Annotated in this window: 11 protein-coding genes; all 11 read left to right on the forward strand. The window is 76.1% G+C overall.

Annotated features, from left to right (window positions below; all coding sequences use genetic code 11):
* Window positions 1–29 precede the first annotated feature (29 nt).
* The 11 genes from ACA514_RS30245 to ACA514_RS30295 are packed head-to-tail and all read left to right on the forward strand — an operon-like array spanning window position 30 to window position 18,248.
* Window positions 30–965: an ornithine carbamoyltransferase gene (locus tag ACA514_RS30245; RefSeq protein ID WP_375044663.1), complete on the forward strand. Its 936-nt coding sequence runs from the start codon at window positions 30–32 to the stop codon at window positions 963–965.
* Window positions 962–2,326, forward strand: a complete 1,365-nt coding sequence (locus ACA514_RS30250) for an MFS transporter (RefSeq protein WP_375044664.1) — start codon at window positions 962–964, stop codon at window positions 2,324–2,326. Before ACA514_RS30245 ends, ACA514_RS30250 begins: the two co-directional genes overlap by 4 nt.
* Window positions 2,327–2,378: 52 nt before the next feature.
* A complete protein-coding gene (locus tag ACA514_RS30255) occupies window positions 2,379–3,320 on the forward strand; it encodes a TauD/TfdA family dioxygenase (protein ID WP_375044665.1) in 942 nt (313 codons plus the stop codon).
* Window positions 3,321–3,359: 39 nt separating this feature from the next.
* The gene (locus ACA514_RS30260; protein ID WP_375044666.1) at window positions 3,360–4,361 is read left to right on the forward strand and encodes a TauD/TfdA family dioxygenase; all 1,002 of its coding nucleotides are present in this window, start codon (window positions 3,360–3,362) and stop codon (window positions 4,359–4,361) included.
* Between the two features lie 3 nt (window positions 4,362–4,364).
* Window positions 4,365–5,135: a thioesterase II family protein gene (locus ACA514_RS30265; protein WP_375044667.1), complete on the forward strand. Its 771-nt coding sequence runs from the start codon at window positions 4,365–4,367 to the stop codon at window positions 5,133–5,135.
* On the forward strand, window positions 5,128–11,067 hold the full coding sequence (locus tag ACA514_RS30270) for an amino acid adenylation domain-containing protein (RefSeq protein ID WP_375044668.1): 5,940 nt from the start codon (window positions 5,128–5,130) through the stop codon (window positions 11,065–11,067). The genes ACA514_RS30265 and ACA514_RS30270 overlap by 8 nt, the downstream gene beginning before the upstream one ends.
* A 43-nt stretch (window positions 11,068–11,110) precedes the next feature.
* Entirely contained in the window at window positions 11,111–12,436 is a 1,326-nt protein-coding gene (locus tag ACA514_RS30275; RefSeq protein ID WP_375044669.1) for a cation:proton antiporter, read from the forward strand.
* A 4-nt stretch (window positions 12,437–12,440) separates the two neighbouring features.
* Window positions 12,441–13,121 carry an NADPH-dependent FMN reductase gene (locus tag ACA514_RS30280; protein WP_375044670.1) on the forward strand — a complete coding sequence of 227 codons (681 nt, stop codon included), beginning with the start codon at window positions 12,441–12,443 and terminating at the stop codon, window positions 13,119–13,121.
* Window positions 13,118–14,833: a fatty acyl-AMP ligase gene (locus tag ACA514_RS30285; protein WP_375044671.1), complete on the forward strand. Its 1,716-nt coding sequence runs from the start codon at window positions 13,118–13,120 to the stop codon at window positions 14,831–14,833. Before ACA514_RS30280 ends, ACA514_RS30285 begins: the two co-directional genes overlap by 4 nt.
* Complete coding sequence (locus tag ACA514_RS30290) at window positions 14,830–16,542, forward strand: acyl-CoA dehydrogenase family protein (RefSeq protein ID WP_375044672.1); 1,713 nt, start codon at window positions 14,830–14,832, stop codon at window positions 16,540–16,542. Before ACA514_RS30285 ends, ACA514_RS30290 begins: the two co-directional genes overlap by 4 nt.
* A complete protein-coding gene (locus ACA514_RS30295; RefSeq protein WP_375044673.1) occupies window positions 16,539–18,248 on the forward strand; it encodes an acyl-CoA dehydrogenase in 1,710 nt (569 codons plus the stop codon). The genes ACA514_RS30290 and ACA514_RS30295 overlap by 4 nt, the downstream gene beginning before the upstream one ends.
* Window positions 18,249–18,257 lie beyond the last annotated feature (9 nt).

Genomic DNA, 18,257 nt, shown 5'->3' on the forward strand with positions numbered 1-18,257 from the left:
TCCCGCCGGCACCCCTGGAGTGGTCCACCATGCGACGTCCTGCCCGACATCTGCTGTCGATCGACGACGTGAGCGACGCGGATCTGCGCGCCCTCGTCGACCGCGGGGCGGCCCTGTCCCGGGGCGAGGCGGATCCGCCGCGGCCCCTGGACGGGCAGGTCGCCGGGATGCACTTCCGGATGACCTCGACCCGGACCCGGGCCGCCTTCTCGGTGGGCGCGCTGCGGCTCGGCGCGCACGTGCTGGCGCTCGGCCCCGGCGACCTGCAGACCGGCACCGGGGAGACGTCCGCCGACACCGGGCGGGTGCTGGCCGGGATGCTGGACCTGATCGTCGCCAGGACCGGCGGGGCGGTCGCGGAGCTGCGCGGCTGGGCGGCGCAGGACCGCATGTCGGTGGTGAACGCGATGAGCGGGACCGAGCACCCCACCCAGGCGCTCGCCGACCTGACCACGATGCGCCTGCGGTTCGGCGACGTGGAGGGGCTGCGGATCCTCTACGTCGGGGAGGGCAACAGCACCGCCGCCGCGCTGGCGCTGGCGCTGAGCCGCTTCCGCGGGGTCGAGCTGGAGCTGCGCACGCCGCCCGGCCACGGGCTCGCGCCCGACGTGCTGGCCGCGGCCGGCGGGCACGCCGCGCGGCGCGGCGCGCGCATCACCGAACTGCACACCATGCACTCCCCGCCCGACGACGTCGACGTGATCTACACGACGCGCTGGCAGACCACCGGCACCACCAAGAAGGACCCGGACTGGCGGACGGCCTTCGGGCCGTTCCAGGTCACCGAGAAACTCTGGGCGCACAGCCCGAAGGCGGCCTTCATGCACGATCTGCCCGCCCACCGCGGCGAGGAGGTGACGCCCGGGGTCCTGGACGGCCCGGACAGCATCGCCTTCGAACAGGCCGCCAACAAGCTGTACAGCGCCATGGCCGTGCTGGAGTGGTGCCGCGGGGACCTCGCGTGAGCGGCGTCGTCGAGAAGGTCGCCGCGCCCGACGAGCCGCGCGGCGAGCCGTCCGCTCCGCTGCGCCGCAACCGCGACTTCCTCATGCTGTGGTTCGGCGCGGGGCTGTCCATGCTCGGCGGGCGGCTGAGCGTCGTGGCCTACCCGCTGGTGATGATCTGGCAGGGCGGCTCGACGATCGGCGCCGGCCTGGTGGGCTTCGCGGCGCTGCTGCCCACGCTGCTGGTGCAGCTGCCCGCGGGCGTGCTGGTGGACCGCTGGGACCGGCGGCGGCTGATGATCTGGTGCGACGTGGCCGGGTTCGCCGCCATGGGCAGCGTCGGCGTCGCCCTGCTGTTCGGGCACGTCTGGCTGCCGCACCTGATGGCCGCCGCCTTCGTCGAGGGCGGCGCGACGATCTTCTACCGGCTGGCCGAGCGCGCCGCCGTGCGCAACGTCGTCCATCCCAGGCACCTGCCCGCGGCGCTGGCGCAGAACGAGGCGCGCGGGCGGGCCTTCGGGCTGGTCGGCGGGCCCGCGGGCAGCTCGCTGTTCGCGCTGGTCCGCTGGTCGCCGTTCGTCGCCACCGCGATCGGCCACGTGCTGGCGCTGGTCATGCTGCTGCTGATCAAGCGCGACTTCCAGACCGGGCGGAGCGACGAGCCGCGGCGCCTGAAGGCCGAGATCCGAGAGGGCATCGGCTGGCTGCTGCGGCAGCGGTTCCTGCGCGCGGCCGTCGTCCTGGTCGCCGCCACCAACATCCTCTTCCAGGTGATGGGCCTGGCGCTGGTGGTCATCATCAAGGACAGCGGCGGCTCGCCGGCGGCGGTCGGCGTCATCAGCGTCGTGTCGGGCGTCGGCGGGGTGCTCGGCGCGCTGTCGGGCTCGTGGTGGGTGAAGAGGCTGCCGCTGGCGACCGTGATCATCCTGTCGTTCGCGGCCTGGACCCTGCTGATGCCGGCGGTCGCGCTGACCGCGAACCTGTTCGCGCTCGGCGGGCTGTTCGCCGGGATGACGTTCTGCGGCGCGGTGATGAACGTGACCGCCGGGGTCTACCAGGTGCAGATCACCCCGGACCGGATGCAGGGCCGGATCAGCAGCGTCATCCTCCTGGTCACCTCGGGCGCCAACTCGTTCGGCGTCATGGGGGCGGGCTTCCTGCTCAGCGGCTTCGGCTCCACCCCGACCCTCGTGGGCGTCGGCGTCGTGATGCTCCTCATCACGGTCGGAGCGGCCGTGAGCCCGGCGATCCGCAGCGGCAACGACATCCGCCTCACCGGTGAGGCGGACGGCGCCGAGCCCGAAACCAAGCCCGAGCCCGAACCCGCCGCCGCGCCCGAGCCCGAGCCCGTCGCCGCTAGACGGGATAGCGAAGAAATATAGGCGCCCGGCGCACCCTGGAGACCACGACCCGCGGACGACGAGGGAGAGGCAGATGGGCAACGGCCCGCAGTGGGCGCCACTGGAGATCGACCCGGCGGGCGCCGGAGCCGAGGCGACGCCGGACGGGCTGGCCCGCCACCTGCGCGGCCTCGCCGACCTGGAGGGCCTCCTCACCCGCGAGAAGGCACTGGTCTTCCGCGGCTTCGGCATCGGCCCGGGCGAGCTGGACCCGGTCCTGGACCTGCTGCTCCCCAACCGGCTGGCGTACGTGCACGGGAACTCGCCGCGCACGAAGGTCGGCAAGAACGTCTACACCTCGACCGAGTACCCGCCGAAGTACACCATCTCGATGCACAACGAGATGTCGTACGCGCACCGGTGGCCGGCCCGGCTGGCGTTCTTCTGCGAGCGGGCGCCGGAGACCGGCGGCGCCACGCCCCTCGTCGACGGGACCCGCTGGCTGGGGGCGCTGGACGCGGAGGTCCGGGACGCCTTCGCCGCGGGCGTCCGCTACAACCAGAACCTGCACGACGGCCTCGGGCTCGGCAAGAGCTGGCAGGACACCTTCGAGACCGGGGACCGCGCGGACGTCGAGGCCTACCTGAAGGAGTCGGGGGCCGAGTGGGAGTGGCGGCCGGACGGCGGGCTGCGGGTGAGCCAGCTGCGCCCCGCCACGACCCGGCACCCGGTCACCGGCGACGAGGTGTGGTTCAACCAGGCCGACCAGTGGCACGCCGCCGGGCTCGGCGACGAGACGGCCGCGGCGCTCGCCAAGATCATGCCGGCGGAGGACCTGCCGCAGTCGGTGACCTACGCCGACGGCTCGCCGATCCCGCCCGAGCACGTCGTCCAGGTGCGCGACCGGGGCCTCGCGGCCGCCGTCGACGTCGGCTGGCGGGCCGGCGACCTCCTGCTGATCGACAACGTCCTCGTCGGGCACGGCCGCCGCCCCTTCACCGGGCCGCGCCGGGTGCTCGTCGCGATGTCGGACTGACCGCGCCGGGCGCGGAACGAGCAAAGGACCTCGACACCGATGACCGATCAAGGGCGGATGCTCCCGTACGCCGTGCCGGCCGAGCCGGCCGGCGCGGACGCCACCGACTACATCGCGGCCCACCGGCCGCGGCTGCGCGCGCTGCTGTCCGAGCACGGCGCGATCCTGCTGCGCGGCTTCCCCATCGGCGGGGTCGAGGGCTTCGAGGCCGTCGTGCGCGCCCTGTCGGGCGAGCCGCCGCTGAAGTACGCCGAGCGGTCCTCGCCCCGCTCGACCATCAAGGGGCACGTCTACACCTCGACCGACTACCCGCCGGACGAGGAGATCTTCCTGCACAACGAGAGCTCCTACCAGGTCACCTGGCCGAGGTTCCTGTACTTCTACTGCGACCGCCCGCCCGAGACGCAGGGCGCCACCCCGCTGGCCGACTCGCGCCGCGTCCACGCGTCGATCGACCCCGCGGTGCGCGAGGAGTTCGCCCGGCGCGGCTGGATGCTGGTCCGCAACTTCCACGAGCGGTTCGGCGTGACGTGGCGGGACACGTTCAACACCGGGGACCGGGCCGAGGTCGAGGAGTACTGCCGGCGGCGCGGCCTGGAGTTCGAGTGGCGCGGCACCGACGGACTGCGCACCCGGGCCGTCCGCAAGGCCGCGCACGTCCACCCCGAGACCGGCGAGACCGTGTGGTTCAACCACGCCACGTTCTTCCACTACACGACGCTGCCCAAGGACGTGCAGGAAGGGCTGCTGGCGATCCTCGGCGAGGACGGGCTGCCGACCAACACCTACTACGGCGACGGCGGCCGGATCCCCGACGACGTCATGGACCACCTGCGCGAGTGCTACCGGGACAACCTCGTCCGCGAGGACTGGCGGCAGGACGACGTGCTGGTCATCGACAACATGCTCACCTCGCACGGCCGCGAGCCGTTCACCGGCCCGCGCAGCATCGCCGTCGCCATGGCCGAGTCGTACGACCCGGGGCCGGCCGACCCGGGGCCGGCCGATCCGGCGCCGTCCGATCCGGCGGGGAGAGCCTGACCCGTGGGCTCCGGCTGGCTCCGCGCCTTCCACCCGCGGCCCGCGGCGCGGCTGCGGCTGATCTGCTTCCCCAACGCGGGCGGGGCGGCCTCGGCCTTCCGCGACTGGCCCGGCCTGCTCCCGCCGCAGGTCGAGGTCATCGCCGTGCAGTACCCCGGCAGGCAGGACCGCTACGGCGAACCGCTGGTCCGGGACCTGACCGCGATGGCCGACGCGATCACCGAGGACGTCATGGCGGTCCTGGACCGGCCGGCGGCGCTCTTCGGGCACAGCATGGGCGCCATCGCGGCGTTCGAGGTGGCCCGCCGCGTCCGGCCGCGCTACCCGTCGCCGCTGGTGCACCTGTTCGCCTCGGCGCGCAAGGCGCCCGACGCCTGCGAGCCCACGGGGCTGGAGTTCGACGACGACGAGGTCCGGGCGTTCGTCCGCCGGCTCGGCGGCTCGGGCGCCGTCCCGTTGCAGGACGAGGAGCTGTGGAGGCTCACGTTGCCGATGCTGCGCAACGACTTCCTGATGGCCGACGAGTACCGCTACGTCCCGGGCGCCCCGCTGACCTGCCCGATCACGGCCATCTCGGGCGAGAGCGACCCGGCCTTCACCGCCTCGGACGCGAGGCGGTGGTCGGCGCACACCGTCGCCGGGTTCGAGGCGCGGTCCCTGCCGGGCGGCCATTTCTACAACGAGGAAGTTCCGGGGGAACTGGTGGCACTTCTGCTGGAGAGGCTGGACGGCGACCTGGACGGCTCCGGCCGGGTGGAGGCGCGCCATGGCTGAGCCCCGCGGAGCCGGCGAGCGGCTGAGGCTGTCGGCCGCGCAGACCGGCGTGTGGCTGGCGCACCAGCGCGACCCGTCCGCCCGCCGCTACGTCGTGGGCGAGTACCTGGAGATCGGCGGGCCGATGGACCGGGCGCTGATGGAGGCGGCGTGGCGGCGGCTGCGCGGTGAGGCCGACGTCCTGCGGGTCCGCTCGATCGAGGAGAGCGACGGGCTCTGGCAGGTCCTCGGCCGCGCGGACGGCGAGGGCCCCGAACTGCGGTACGCCGACCTCACCGGGGAGGCCGACCCGGACGCCGCGGCGCTGGCCTGGATGCGGGCGGACATGGACCGGCCGGTCGACCTGGCCGCCGGGCCCCTCTGCGCGTTCGCGCTGCTCAAGCGGGCCGGCGACCGCTACAGCTTCTACCACCGCTACCACCACGTGCTGGCCGACGGCTTCGGCTACTCGCTGGTCCCGCGGCGGCTCGCGGCGCTCTACTCGGCGCTGGAGCGCGGCGAGGAACCGGCGCCCGCCGGCTTCGGGACGCTGCGCGGCCTGGTCGAGGAGGAGACCGCCTACCGCGCCTCCGACGACTTCGTCCGCGACCGCGCGTACTGGACGGAGCGCTTCGCCGACATGCCCGCGCCGACCCGCCTGATCCGCGGCGCCGTCGAGGCGGGCGGGCGCGGCGCCCGGCCGGGGCTGCGCCGCACCGCCTCGCTGCCCGCCTCGACGACCGCCCGGCTGCGGGCGGTGGCCCGGGACGCGCGCACCGGCTGGCCGGTGGTCTTCGTCGCCGCCGTGGCGGCCTACCTGGCGCGGATGACCGGGCGCCGCGAGGTCGTCCTCGGCCTGCCGGTGACCGCCCGCACGTCGCCGTCCGCCCGCCGCACGCCCGGGATGCTGGCCAACACCGTGCCGCTGCGGATCGAAATCCCGCCGCACGCGGGCCTGGCCGGGCTGCTGCCGGCCGTCGCGGCGGAGTTCGGCGCGGCCCTGGCCCACCAGCGCTACCGGCACGAGGACCTCTGCCGCGACCTCGGCCTCACCGGCGACGACCGGGGCTTCCTCGGCGCGATGGTCAACATCCTGTCGTTCCCGCGCGACCTGGCCTTCGGGGCGGCGCGGGCGACCGCGCACAACCTGTCCTCGGGTCCCGCGATCGACCTGACGGTGGGCGTGTACGAGGGGGCCGAGGGCGCGGGCGCGGCGCTCGCGTTCGACGCCAACCCGGACTTCTACGGCGGCGACGACGTCGCCGACCACCGGGACCGGTTCCCCCGGTTCCTCGCCGCGGCGCTGGCGGACCCGGAGGGCCCGATCGGCGGGATCGACCTGCTGACGCCGTCCGAACGGGACACCCTGCTGCACCGCTGGAACGACTCCGCCCGCCCGGCCGGCCGCGACGGGACCCTGGACGGGAGGTTCGCCGCGCAGGCCGCCGCGACGCCCGACGCGGTCGCGCTGGAGTCCGACGGCGCGACCCTGAGCTACGCCGAGCTCGACGCCCGGTCGTCCGCGCTGGCGTCCGAGCTGCGCGCCGCCGGCGTGGGCCCGGAGCGGTTCGCGGCCCTGGTGCTGCCGAGGTCGCCGGAGTTCGTCGTGGCGATGCTGGCCGTGCTGAAGGCGGGCGGCGGATACCTGCCGGTCGACCCGGACTACCCGGTGGAGCGGATCCGCCACATGCTGGAGGACTCCGCCCCGATCTGCGTGATCACCGGGGCCGGCGCGGCGGCGCCGCCCGTCCCGGGACCCGCGCGCGTCGACCTGGACGCCCACGCCCGGGTGCGCTCGTTCGCGCCGGGCCACCTGCCGGCCGGACCGCGCCGGGCCGCCGCCGGATCCGGCACCGCCCACCCGGCCTACGTGATCTACACGTCGGGCTCGACCGGCCTGCCCAAGGGCGTGGTGGCCACGCACGCCGGCGTGGTGAACATCGCCGCCGACCACATCGAGCGGTTCGGCGTCGGCCCCGGGTCCCGGATGCTGCAGCTGGTCTCGCCGAGCTTCGACGCCTCGATCGCCGACATCTGGCCCGCGCTGCTGTCCGGCGCGACCCTCGTGCTCGCGCCGGCCGGCCGGCCGCCGCTCGGCGAGGCGCTGCTGCGGCGGCTCGCCGAGCAGCGGATCACGCACGCGGCGCTGCCGCCGGTGGTGCTGGCGGCGCTGCCCGAACCGGACCTGCCCGGCCTGGTGACGCTGGCCACCGGCGGCGAGGTCGCCGAGCCGGAGGTGGTGGCGCGCTGGGCGGCCGGGCGCCGGATGATCAACGTGTACGGCCCGACCGAGACCACGGTCGCCGCGACCGCGAGCGACCCGCTCACCGGCCGCGAGCGGCCCCCGATCGGCCGGCCCGTCGCCAACACGCGGGTGTACGTGCTCGACCCGGGCCTGCGGCTGCTGCCGCCGGGCGTGCCGGGGGAGCTGTACATCACCGGGGACGGCCTGGCCCGCGGCTACCTGCGCAGGCCCGCGCTGACCGCGGACCGCTTCCTGCCCTGCCCGTTCGGGGCGCCGGGCGGGCGCATGTACCGGACCGGCGACCTGGTGCGCTGGCGGCCCGACGGGAGCCTCGAGTACCTGGGCCGCACCGACGACCAGGTCAAGGTCCGCGGGTTCCGGATCGAGCCGAGCGAGATCGAGACGGTGCTGACCGGGCATCCCGCCGTCCGCGCCGCCGCCGTCGTGGCCCGGGAGGACCGGCCGGGCGACAGGCGGCTGGCCGCCTACGCCGTGCCCGAGCCGGGGCGGGACGTGCGGCCCGCCGAGCTGCGCGAGTTCGCCGCCCGCGCGCTGCCGGACTTCATGGTGCCCGCCGCCGTCGTCGTCCTCGACGAGCTGCCCCTCACGCCCAACGGCAAGGTGGACCGGCGGGCCCTGCCGAAGCCCGACTTCGCCGCGCCGGCGTCGGGCCGGGCGCCGCGCACGCCCGCCGAGCGGCTGCTGTGCGGGCTGTTCGCCGAGGTGCTCGGCCTGGAGGCGGTCGGGGCCGAGGACTCGTTCTTCGACCTCGGCGGGGACAGCATCGTGGCGCTGCAGCTGGTGTCGCGGGCCCATGCCGCCGGGCTGCGGATCTCCTCGCGGGAGGTGTTCGAGCACCGGACCGCCGCGGCCCTCGCGGCGGCCGCCCGCACGGGCGACGCCGCCGAGGCCGAGCCGCCGGAGGAGCGCCTCGGGCCCGTCCCGCCCACCCCGGCCGTGCGGTGGCTGCTGGAGGCGGCGGACGAGATCGACGGGTTCCACCAGTCGGTCCTGGTCCGCGCGCCCGCGGGGCTCGGCCGCGAGAGGCTCGCGGCGGCGCTGCGGACGCTGGTCGATCACCACGACGCGCTCCGCCTCGAACTGGGCCCGGACGGGCGACCGGCGGTCCGGCCGCCGTCCGGTCCGGCCGCCGCCGTCCCCCTCATGCGCGTCGACGTCGCCGGGCTGACCGGCGAGGAGACCGACGCGGTCATCGCCGCGGAGTCGCTCGGCGCACGGGACCGCCTCGTACCGCGCGAGGGCGTGATGCTCCAGGCCGTGTGGTTCGACGCGGGTCCCCGCAGCCCCGGACGGCTCCTGCTGCTGATCCACCATCTGGCCGTGGACGGGGTCTCCTGGCGGATCCTGCTGCCCGACCTGGCGACGGCGTTCGGCGGCGGCGAACCGCCGCCGGTCCCGACCTCGCTGCGGCGCTGGGCGCGCCGGCTGAACGAGGCCGCCGCGGCGCCCGCCCGCGCGGACGAGCTGGACCACTGGACGCGGGTCCTGGACCGGCCCGACCCGCCGCTCGCCGGCCGGCCGCTCGACCCGGCCGCCGACCGCGCCGGCGACGCCGGACGGCTCCGGCTGCGCCTGCCCGCCGAGGTGAGCGCGCCGCTGCTGGCCGAGGTCCCCGCGGCGTACCGGGCGGGGACGGCGGACGTGCTGCTGACCGCCCTCGCACTGGCGGTCCGCGAGTGGCGCGGCCGAGGCGGGCGCGCCGGCGCGCCCGGTGTGCTGCTGGAGGTCGAGGGCCACGGCCGGGAGGAGGACGTGGTGCCCGGCGCGGACCTGTCCCGCACGGTCGGCTGGTTCACCAGCAGCCACCCGGTGCACCTCGACCCCGGCGGCGTCGCCTGGGACGAGGCCGTCGCGGGAGGCCCGGGAGCCGGAGCGGCGCTGAAGCGGGTCAAGGAGCAGCTGCGCGCCGCACCCGACCACGGCCTCGGCTACGGCCTGCTGCGCCACCTCAACGCCGACACCGGTCCCCGCCTCGCCAAGTACAACGCGCCGCAGATCGCCTTCAACTACCTCGGCCGCTTCGACCTCGCGCAGGACGGCGACTGGAGTCCCGTGGCGGTGGCGGGCGGCGCCGATCCTCGGATGCCGCTCACCCACGTCCTCGCGTTCGACGTCATCGCCCACGACCGGCCGGACGCGGGAGGCCCCGAGCTGGAGGCCACCGTGACCTGGGCGCCGGGCCTGCTCGGGGAGGACGAGGTCGCCGGGCTCGCCGGCCTGTGGGAGGCGGCGCTGCGCGGCCTGGCCGTGCACGGCGGCGGCGGGCGGACGCCGTCCGACCTGCCCGCGACCGGCCTGGACCAGGCCCGGATCGAGGAGCTCGAAGCCGCGCACCCCGGGCTGGTGGACGTCCTGCCGCTGGCGCCGATGCAGGAGGGGCTGCTGTCCCACGCCCTCATCACCGAGCGCGAGGTGGACGTCTACACCGCCCAGCTGCGGTTCGATCTCGACGGCCCGCTCGACGCGGCGGCCCTGCGGCGGGCCGCCGGGGCCGTCCTGGCCCGGCACGCGAACCTGCGCGCGGCCTTCCGCCACGACGGGCTGCCGCGCCCCGTCCAGGTGCTGTGCGGCGAGATGGCGCCGCCCTGGACCGACGTCGACCTCACCGCGCTGGGCGAGGCCGCCGCGGCGGACGAGGCGCTCCGGCTGGCCGGGCAGGAGCGGGTCCGCCGCTTCGACATGGCGCGCCCCCCGCTGCTGCGGTTCCTGCTGCTCAAACTGGCGCCCGAGCGGTACCGGCTCGTGCTCACCATCCACCACATCCTGTGGGACGGCTGGTCTACCCCGGTTTTGCTGGAGGAGCTGTTCACGCTGTACGAGCAGGACGGCGACGACACCGGCCTGCCCCGCGTGACCCGTTACGGGCGGTACCTGGAATGGCTCGCCGCACAGGACCGGCGCGCCGCGCGGGACGCGTGGTCGCGGGCGCTGGAGGGCGTCGCCGGGCCCACGCTCGTCGCCCCCGCCGTCGAGGACCTGCCGTCCGCGCCCCAGGAGCAGCTCCAGGACGGCCTGGCCGAGGACTCCACCGAGCGGCTGGCCGGTTGGGCGCGCCGCAGCGGACTCACCCTCAACACCGTCGTCCAGGGTGCCTGGGGGCTGCTGCTCTCGCACGCGACCGGCCGCGACGACGTGGTGTTCGGCGGCTCGGTGTCCGGCCGTCCGCCCGAGCTGCCCGGGATCGAGCGGATGGTCGGGCTGTTCACCAACCTGGTACCGGTCCGCGTCGCGCCGCGCGACGGGGAGACCGTGCGCGGCTTCCTGACCCGCCTGCAGGACGAGCAGGTCCGCCTCATCCCGCACCACCATCTCGGGCTCGCCGAGATCCAGCGGCGGGCGGGCGAGGGCGCGCGGTTCGACAGCACGATGGTGTGCGTCAACTACCCGCTCGACGTCGCGGCCCTGGACACGCCGCTGCGCGAGGTGCGGCTCGCCGGCCTGGAGGTCGACGAGGGCACCCACTATCCGCTGCGCCTGATCGCGATCCCCGGTCCCCGGCTCCGCCTGTGGCTGGGCTACCGCTCCGACGCGTTCGGACGGCCCGAGATCGAGCGCCTGATGGCGCGGCTGACCCGCCTGCTGGAGGCCTTCGCCGCCGAACCGGACCGCCCGGTCCGGGAGGTCGACGTGCTCACGCCGCAGGAGCGGCGGCGCCTCCTGGTCGAGTGGGGTGGTTACGGACAGTAGGTGCCCGGCGTCCCTCCCGATCGGCCGCTCTGTGGAGACCTCCATGCCTCTCGCCGCCAGTCCCGTCCCTCCGGTGCCCCCGCACCAGCTCCTGGTCTTCCTGCTCCAGGTCTTCCTCCTGCTCGGGCTCGCGCTGCTCCTCGGCCGCGGCGCGGTCCGGATCGGCATGCCCGCGCTCGTCGGGGAACTGCTGGTCGGTCTGCTGCTCGGCCCGTCGCTGCTCGGCCACCTCGCCCCGGACCTGTCCGGCTGGCTGCTGCCGCGGCGGCCCGAGCAGATGCACATGCTGGACGCGTTCGGCCAGATCGGCGTGCTGCTCCTGGTCGGCATCACCGGCGGCCACCTGGACCTCGGCATGGTGCGGCGGCGCGGGCGCACCGCCGTGCGGATCAGCGTCACCGGTCTGGCCGTCCCGCTCGCGCTCGGCATCGGCACCGGATACCTCGTCCCGGGCTCGCTCATGCCCGCGACCGCCGACCGGACCGTCTTCGCCCTGTTCCTGGGCGTGGCCATGTGCGTGAGCGCCATCCCGGTCATCGCCAAGACGCTGACCGACATGAACCTGCTGCACCGCAACATCGGGCAGCTCATCCTGGCCGCCGGGATCGTGGACGACATCGTCGGCTGGCTGATGCTGTCGATCGTCTCCGCGCTGGCGGTGTCGCACCTGGACGGCGCCCGGCTCGGGCTCTCCCTGCTCTACCTCGTCGCGGTCGTGGCCTTCGCCGCGCTGCCCGGCCGGCCGCTCGTGCGGTGGGTCATGGGCCGGGCCGCCTCCGCCGGGCCCGGCGGGACCGTCGCGGCGGCCACCGTGCTGATGCTCGGCGGGGCGGCGGCGACCCAGGCGATGGGCCTGGAGGCGATCTTCGGGTCGTTCGTCACGGGCATCGTCATCGGCACCTGCGGCGCGGCCGGGCCCGCCGCCCTGGCGCCGCTGCGGACGGTGGTGCTCGGCGTGCTCGCCCCGGTGTTCTTCGCCACCGTCGGGCTGCGGGTCGACCTCACCGCGCTGGCGCGGCCGCAGGTGCTGGCCACCGGGACGGCGGTGCTGCTGGTCGCGGTGCTCGGCAAGTTCGGCGGCGCCTACCTCGGGGCGCGGCTCGGGCGGCTCGGCCGCTGGGAGGCGCTCGCGCTCGGCGCCGGCATGAACGCCCGCGGCGTCATCGAGGTGGTCGTCGCCATGGCCGGGCTCAGCCTCGGCGTGCTGAGCGCCGAGACGTTCACGATCGTGATCCTCGTCGCGGTCGCGACGTCGCTCATGGCGCCGCCGATCCTGCGGCTGGCCATGGGGCGCGTCGAGCACACCGCGGAGGAGCGGCTCCGCGAGATCGACCTGCTCGGACCCGGGACCGGAGAGCGGGTCGGGTGAGGACATGAGAGGAAGGGAGACGGCGATGGCGGCGACGGCGCCCCATCTGGTGTTCCTCAGCGGGACCCTGCACGCGGGGTCCAAGGCGGACCGGATCGCGGCGTGGTGCGCGCGCCGGTGCCGCGGGGCCACCACGACGGTCTTCACCGGCGAGGACCTGGAGTTCCCGCACTACCGGCCGGGGCTCAGCGGGCGGCACGCCCAGCTGACCCGCTACCTGTACGAGCTGGCGTGGGCCGACGGGATCGTGCTGATCTCCCCGGCGTACCACGGCACGGTGTCGGGGCTGCTGAAGAACGCGCTCGACTACGTCAACGACCTGTCGCAGGAGCGCCAGCCGTTCCTTCAGGACAGGTCCGTCGGCTGCGTCGCGCTGGCCCTCGGCGACCAGGGGGCCGCCTCGACGCTCGCGACGCTCCGCACGGTCGCGCACGCGCTGCGCGGCTGGCCGACGCCGCTCGGCGTGACGCTCACCAGCGCGACCGCCGCGCTGCGGCCGGACGGGGAGCCCGCGCGGCCGGAGACCCGCGACCGCCTCGATCTCATGCTCGGCCAGGTCCTCGTGGTCGCGCGGCGCAACGCCGAGGCGCGGCGGCGGGCGCAGGCGCGGGCGGCGCTCGGGCCCGAGAGCGCGACCCACCGGGTGACGCCGGCCGGCACCGACACCAGGGAGAGCCGACGATGACCACGCCACTGCCCGACTGCCGCACCCTCGCGGCGGCGTTCGGCGAGCACGCCGCGGCGACGCCCGGCAAGCCCGCCTTCGTGTTCGCCCGCGAGCCGGGCCAGGGCCCGGACACCGTGCTGACCTACCGCGACCTGCGGCGGCGGGCGCTGTCGGTCGCGCGGCGGCTGCGCGACCGGACGGCCCCGGGTTCGCGGGTGATGCTGGCCCTTCCCACCGGTCCCGAGTTCGTCGAGTGCTATCTCGGCTGCCTCATGGCGGGGATGGTCGCGGTGCCCGTCCCGGCCCTGGACGGCCGGCGGGAGGCGGGGGAGCGCGTCGCGGGCATCGCCCGCGACTGCGGCGCGTCGCTGGTCCTGGCCGACGAGCGGGACATCGGCGCCACGCGGGAGTGGATCGGCCAGACCGGGCTGGACGGGCTCGCCGGCGTCACCGTCGCGGGCCTGGCCGAGGGCGAGGACGCCGACCTCGGAACCGGGCCGGAACGCGACGACCTGGCCGTCCTGCAGTACACCTCCGGGTCCACGGGCGACCCCAAGGGCGTCATGCTGACGCACGGCAACATCCTCGCCAACGTCGAGGCGCTGCGGGCCGCGGGCGGGCTCGGGGCCGCCGACCGGCTCGGCGGCTGGATCCCGCTGCACCACGACATGGGCCTGTTCGTGCTGCTGAGCACCGCCCTGGCGATCGGCGGCACGTGCGTGCTGATGTCGCCGGTGGGCTTCCTCAAGCGCCCGGTCGAGTGGCTGCGCATGGTCGACCGGCACGGCGTCACCGCCACCGCCGCGCCCAGCTTCGCCTTCGAACGCTGCGCCCGCCTGGTCACCGACGAGCACCTGGCGGAGCTGGACCTGTCCCGGCTGCGCTACATGTGGAACGGCTCGGAGCCGATCCACGCGCCCGCCATGCGGGCGTTCACCGAGCGCTTCGCCCGGGCCGGGTTCCGCCCCGAGACGATGAGCCCCGGCTACGGCCTCGCGGAGGCGACGGTGTTCGTGTCGCTGCGGACGGCGGAGCCGGTCGTGCGCACCGTGGACGGGCGGGAGGTCGTCGGCTGCGGGACGGTCGCCGGGCTGGACGTGCGCATCGTCGACCCGCGGACGCGGCGCGCGCTGCCCGACGGCGAGGCCGGCGAGATCTGGCTGAGCGGCGCCAGCGTCGGGCGCGGGTACTGGCGGCGCCCGCGGGAAAGCGCCGAGGTGTTCGCCGCCGGGATCGACGGCGAGGGCGGCCGGTGGCTGCGCACCGGCGACCTCGGCCTCCTGCGGGACGGCGAGCTCTACATCACCGGCCGGCTCCGCGAGATCCTCATCGTGCACGGCCGCAACCTGTTCCCGCAGGACCTGGAGCAGCTCGCCCGGGACGCCCACCCGGCCCTGTCCGGGCTGGTCGGCGCCGCGTTCGCGGTGCGGGCCCCGGACGAGCGGGTGGTGCTGCTGCACGAGGTGGCCCCGCGGACCGCCGCCGCCGACCTGCCCGGGATCGCGCGGGCGGTGTCCCGGCGGCTGGCCACCACGCTCGGCATCCCCGCCGGGAACGTGGTGCTCGTCCGCCGCGGCGCGGTGCGCCGGACCACCAGCGGCAAGATCCGGCGGGGCGAGATGCGGGCGCGTTTCCTGGACGGCGACGTCGCGGTGCTGCACGCCGAGCTGGAACCGGCCGTGCGGCGGATGCCGGGCCGCCCGCTCGTCGGCGCCGGTGACGCGTCATGACGGGCGCGACCGGAGCGACCGCGGCGACCCGGCCGGGGACCGGCCCCGCCGGCGAGCTGGAGGCCCTCCTCGACGCGCGGCCCGACGTGTTCTCCGCCGAACGGTCGGGGGAGCTGGACCGGGCCGAGGAGCTCCCCGCCGACGCCTGCGCGCTGCTCGACGCGTTCGGCCTGCCCGCCTACTACGTCCCGGCCGAGGCCGGCGGGCGCCTCGACGACCACGAGCTGCTCTTCCACCTGCTGCGGACCGTGGCCGCCCGCGACCTGACGGCCGCGGTGGCGCACGGCAAGACCTACCTCGGCGCGATGCCGGTCTGGGTCGCCGGCGACCCCGCGCAGGCCCGTCGGCTCGGCGCCCGGATCCGCGACGGGGCCCGGGTGAGCTGGGCGCTGACCGAGCCCGGTCACGGAGCCGACCTGCTGGCGGGCGAGGTGACGGCCCGGGCGGCCGGCGGCGGATACCGGCTCGACGGCGTCAAGTGGCCGATCAACAACGCCACGGCCGGAAGCCACCTGTGCGTCCTGGCCCGGACGGACGAAGCGGGCGGGCCGCGCGGCCACAGCTTCTTCCTGGTGGACAAGGCCGCGCTTCCCGCCGGCTCGCACCGGCCGCTGCCCAGGGCGCGCACGCACGGGATCCGCGGCGCCGACATCAGCGGCATCGCCTTCGAGGGCGCCCGCGTTCCCGCGTCCGCGCTGGTGGGGCGGGAGGGAGGCGGGGCCGAGACGGCGCTGCTCGGGCTCCAGCTCACCCGGACCGTCTGCGCGTCGCTGTCGGCGGGCGCGGCCGAGCACGGCCTGCGGCTGGCGGTCCGGTTCGCGGGCGAACGGGTCATCCAGGACCGGCCCCTGATCGAGCGCCCCAACGTCCGCGCCGTCCTCGCCCGCGCGGCGGGCGCGCTGGCCGCCGTCGAAGTCGCCGGGATCGTGGGGGCGCGGGCCGTGCACGGGCTGACGGGGGAGATGAGCGTGGTCTCCGCCGCGGTGAAGGCGCTGGCGCCCACGCTGACCGACCGGATGCTCGGCGAGCTGGCCGAGCTGCTCGGCTCGCGGGCCTTCCTCACCCGCGAGTACGCCGCCGGCGCGTTCCAGAAGCTCCAGCGCGACCACCGGGTGGTCGGCATCTTCGACGGCAGCACGGTCGTGGCCCGCAACGCGCTGATCAACCAGTTCCCCCGGCTGGTCCGCGGCCACGCGGCCGGGACCCGCGACGCCGCGGGCCTCGCCGCGACGGCCCGCGCGGGCACGCCGCCCGGGGAGCTGGAGTGGGCGCGGCTGTCACTGGTGTCGCGGACGGGTTGCAGCATCGTCCAAGGGCTCCGAGCGGCGGTGGAGGGGTCGGCGGTGGAGGGCGCGGAGCCGCTGGTGCGCGACGTGCTCGCCGCCGTCGACGCGGTGCACGGACGCATGGCGGCGATCCGCCCGTCCGCCCGTCCCGACATCGAGGCCTTCGAGGTCGCCGCCGACTACGAGCTGTGCTTCGCCGCCGCGTCCTGCCTGCACCTGTGGACCGCGGGCGCCGCGGGCGGGGCCGCGGACGGCGCGCTGTGGCTGCGGGTCGCCCTCCGGCACCTGCTGGACGGGCTGGGCCGCGGGCCGGGCTCCGACCCGGCGGACGACGAACGGATCGCCGGGCTGCTCGCCCGGGCGGTCGCGGAGGGACGGCCGCTGTCGCCCTTCCGCGGCGACCAGGACGGAGAACGGACGTGACCACTTCGACTGCCGGTCCCGGAACGGACGCGGACCTGCTCGACAAGCTGCTCGGCGACCCCTGGGAGCCCGGCAACCCCACCGGCTTCGGCGCGCTGCTGGAGGCCGACGAGCGCGAGGAGATGCACGCCGAGTCCGAGGGCGTCCTGGACGGCTACGGGCTGAACGCCGAGTTCGTTCCCGCCGCGCTCGGCGGCAGGTTCCGGCGGCTCGACCGGCTCGTCGAGGTGATGCGGACCGTCTGGCGCCGCGACCCCTGCCTCGGGCTCGGCTACGGCGCCAGCTCGTTCATCGCGTCGGTCAACGTCTGGAGCGCGGGCGACGCGCGGCAGCGGCGCGAGGCCGCCGGCCTGCTGCTGGCCAACCGCAAGATCGCCTCCGTCTACCACGAGCTGGCGCACGGCAACGACTTCTCCCGCGCCGAGTTCGCCGCCGTCCGCGCGGGCTCGGGCTGGCGGCTGGACGGCCGCAAGGAGGTGGTCACCAACCTGCGCCGCGCGGACGCCATGGTGATCTTCGCCAGGACCCGGCCGGACCCCGGCAGCCGCAGCCACTCGCAGTTCCTGGTGCCCGCGTCGGCCGTCCCGGACGGCGCCCTGCGCCACCTGCCGCGGTTCCCGAGCTCCGGCATGCGCGGGGTGCAGCTCGGCGGCGCCGAGTTCCGCGGCTGCCTCGTGCCCGGCGACGCGCTGCTGGGCGAGCCGGGCCGCGGGATCGAGACCGCGCTCAGCTCGTTCCAGCTCACCCGCAGCGCGCTGCCCGCCATGTGCGTCGGGATCGTGGACACCGGGCTGCGCGCCGCGCTGGCCTGCGCGCTCGACCGGCGGCTCTACGGCGGCGCCGTCGCCGACCTGCCCTACGTCCGGGCCGTGATCGGGCGGGCCCAGGCCGACCTGCTGGCCGCCGACGCGTTCGGCACGGTGGTGACCCGGGCGCTGCACGTGCTGCCCGGCGAGACCGGGGTGTCGGCGCCGGCCGTGAAGTACCTGGTCTCGCGGCTGCTGATGGACGCCATGGACGGGCTGGCGACGGTGCTCGGCGCCCAGTCGTACCTGCGCGAGGGCCCGTACGGCGTCTTCCAGAAGCTGGCCCGCGACCTCGCCCCCGCCGGGTTCGCGCACGTGTCCCGGGCCGCCTGCCAGGTGACGATCCTGCCGCAGCTGCCCCGGCTGGCGCGGCGCGCCTGGTTCGAGGGCGGGGCGGCGCCCGCCGCGCTGTTCCGGCTGGGCGGCGACCTGGAACCGCTGGACTTCGGGGCGCTGCTGCCGGGGGCGCCGCGCACGGACGGGCTGAGCGGCACGCTGGTGGAGATCGCCGAGAGCGGCGCGGGCGGCCTGCCGGGCCGCTTCGCCGCCCGCTTCCGCGACGAGCTGGACCGGCTCCGCCGCGACTGCGCCGCGCTGCGCCCGCGCGACCTCACCATCGACGCCCGCCCGGAGGCGTACGCGCTGGCGGGCCGCTACGCCGTCGTCCTCGCGGCCGCCGCCTGCCTGGGCGTGTGGCGGTACGGCGGGGACGGGCTCGGCGGCATCGACGAGCGCTGGCTGCCGGCCGCCCTCGACCGGCTCGACCGCCGGCTCGGCGGCCCGGGCGTCCTCACCGAGCCCGAGCGGCGGGACCTGGAGGAGGCCATGTTCCGCCTGGCCCGCCGCCGCCACGACGAGCGGCGGCTCCTGGACCTGACCGGCCGCGGGATCCCCGGCTAGCCCGGCCGC

This window comes from Actinomadura sp. NTSP31, from assembly GCF_041951385.1.
Classification (GTDB): Bacteria; Actinomycetota; Actinomycetes; order Streptosporangiales; family Streptosporangiaceae; genus Spirillospora; species Spirillospora napierensis.

What these genes read in the sequence shown, in the direction of transcription:
- ACA514_RS30275 (WP_375044669.1), top strand. Translation starts at nt 11,111, where the DNA reads ATGCCTCTCGCCGCCAGTCCCGTCCCTCCGGTGCCCCCGCACCAGCTC.
- ACA514_RS30245 (WP_375044663.1), top strand. Translation starts at nt 30, where the DNA reads ATGCGACGTCCTGCCCGACATCTGCTGTCGATCGACGACGTGAGCGAC.
- ACA514_RS30270 (WP_375044668.1), top strand. Translation starts at nt 5,128, where the DNA reads ATGGCTGAGCCCCGCGGAGCCGGCGAGCGGCTGAGGCTGTCGGCCGCG.
- ACA514_RS30290 (WP_375044672.1), top strand. Translation starts at nt 14,830, where the DNA reads ATGACGGGCGCGACCGGAGCGACCGCGGCGACCCGGCCGGGGACCGGC.
- ACA514_RS30260 (WP_375044666.1), top strand. Translation starts at nt 3,360, where the DNA reads ATGACCGATCAAGGGCGGATGCTCCCGTACGCCGTGCCGGCCGAGCCG.
- ACA514_RS30255 (WP_375044665.1), top strand. Translation starts at nt 2,379, where the DNA reads ATGGGCAACGGCCCGCAGTGGGCGCCACTGGAGATCGACCCGGCGGGC.
- ACA514_RS30280 (WP_375044670.1), top strand. Translation starts at nt 12,441, where the DNA reads ATGAGAGGAAGGGAGACGGCGATGGCGGCGACGGCGCCCCATCTGGTG.
- ACA514_RS30285 (WP_375044671.1), top strand. Translation starts at nt 13,118, where the DNA reads ATGACCACGCCACTGCCCGACTGCCGCACCCTCGCGGCGGCGTTCGGC.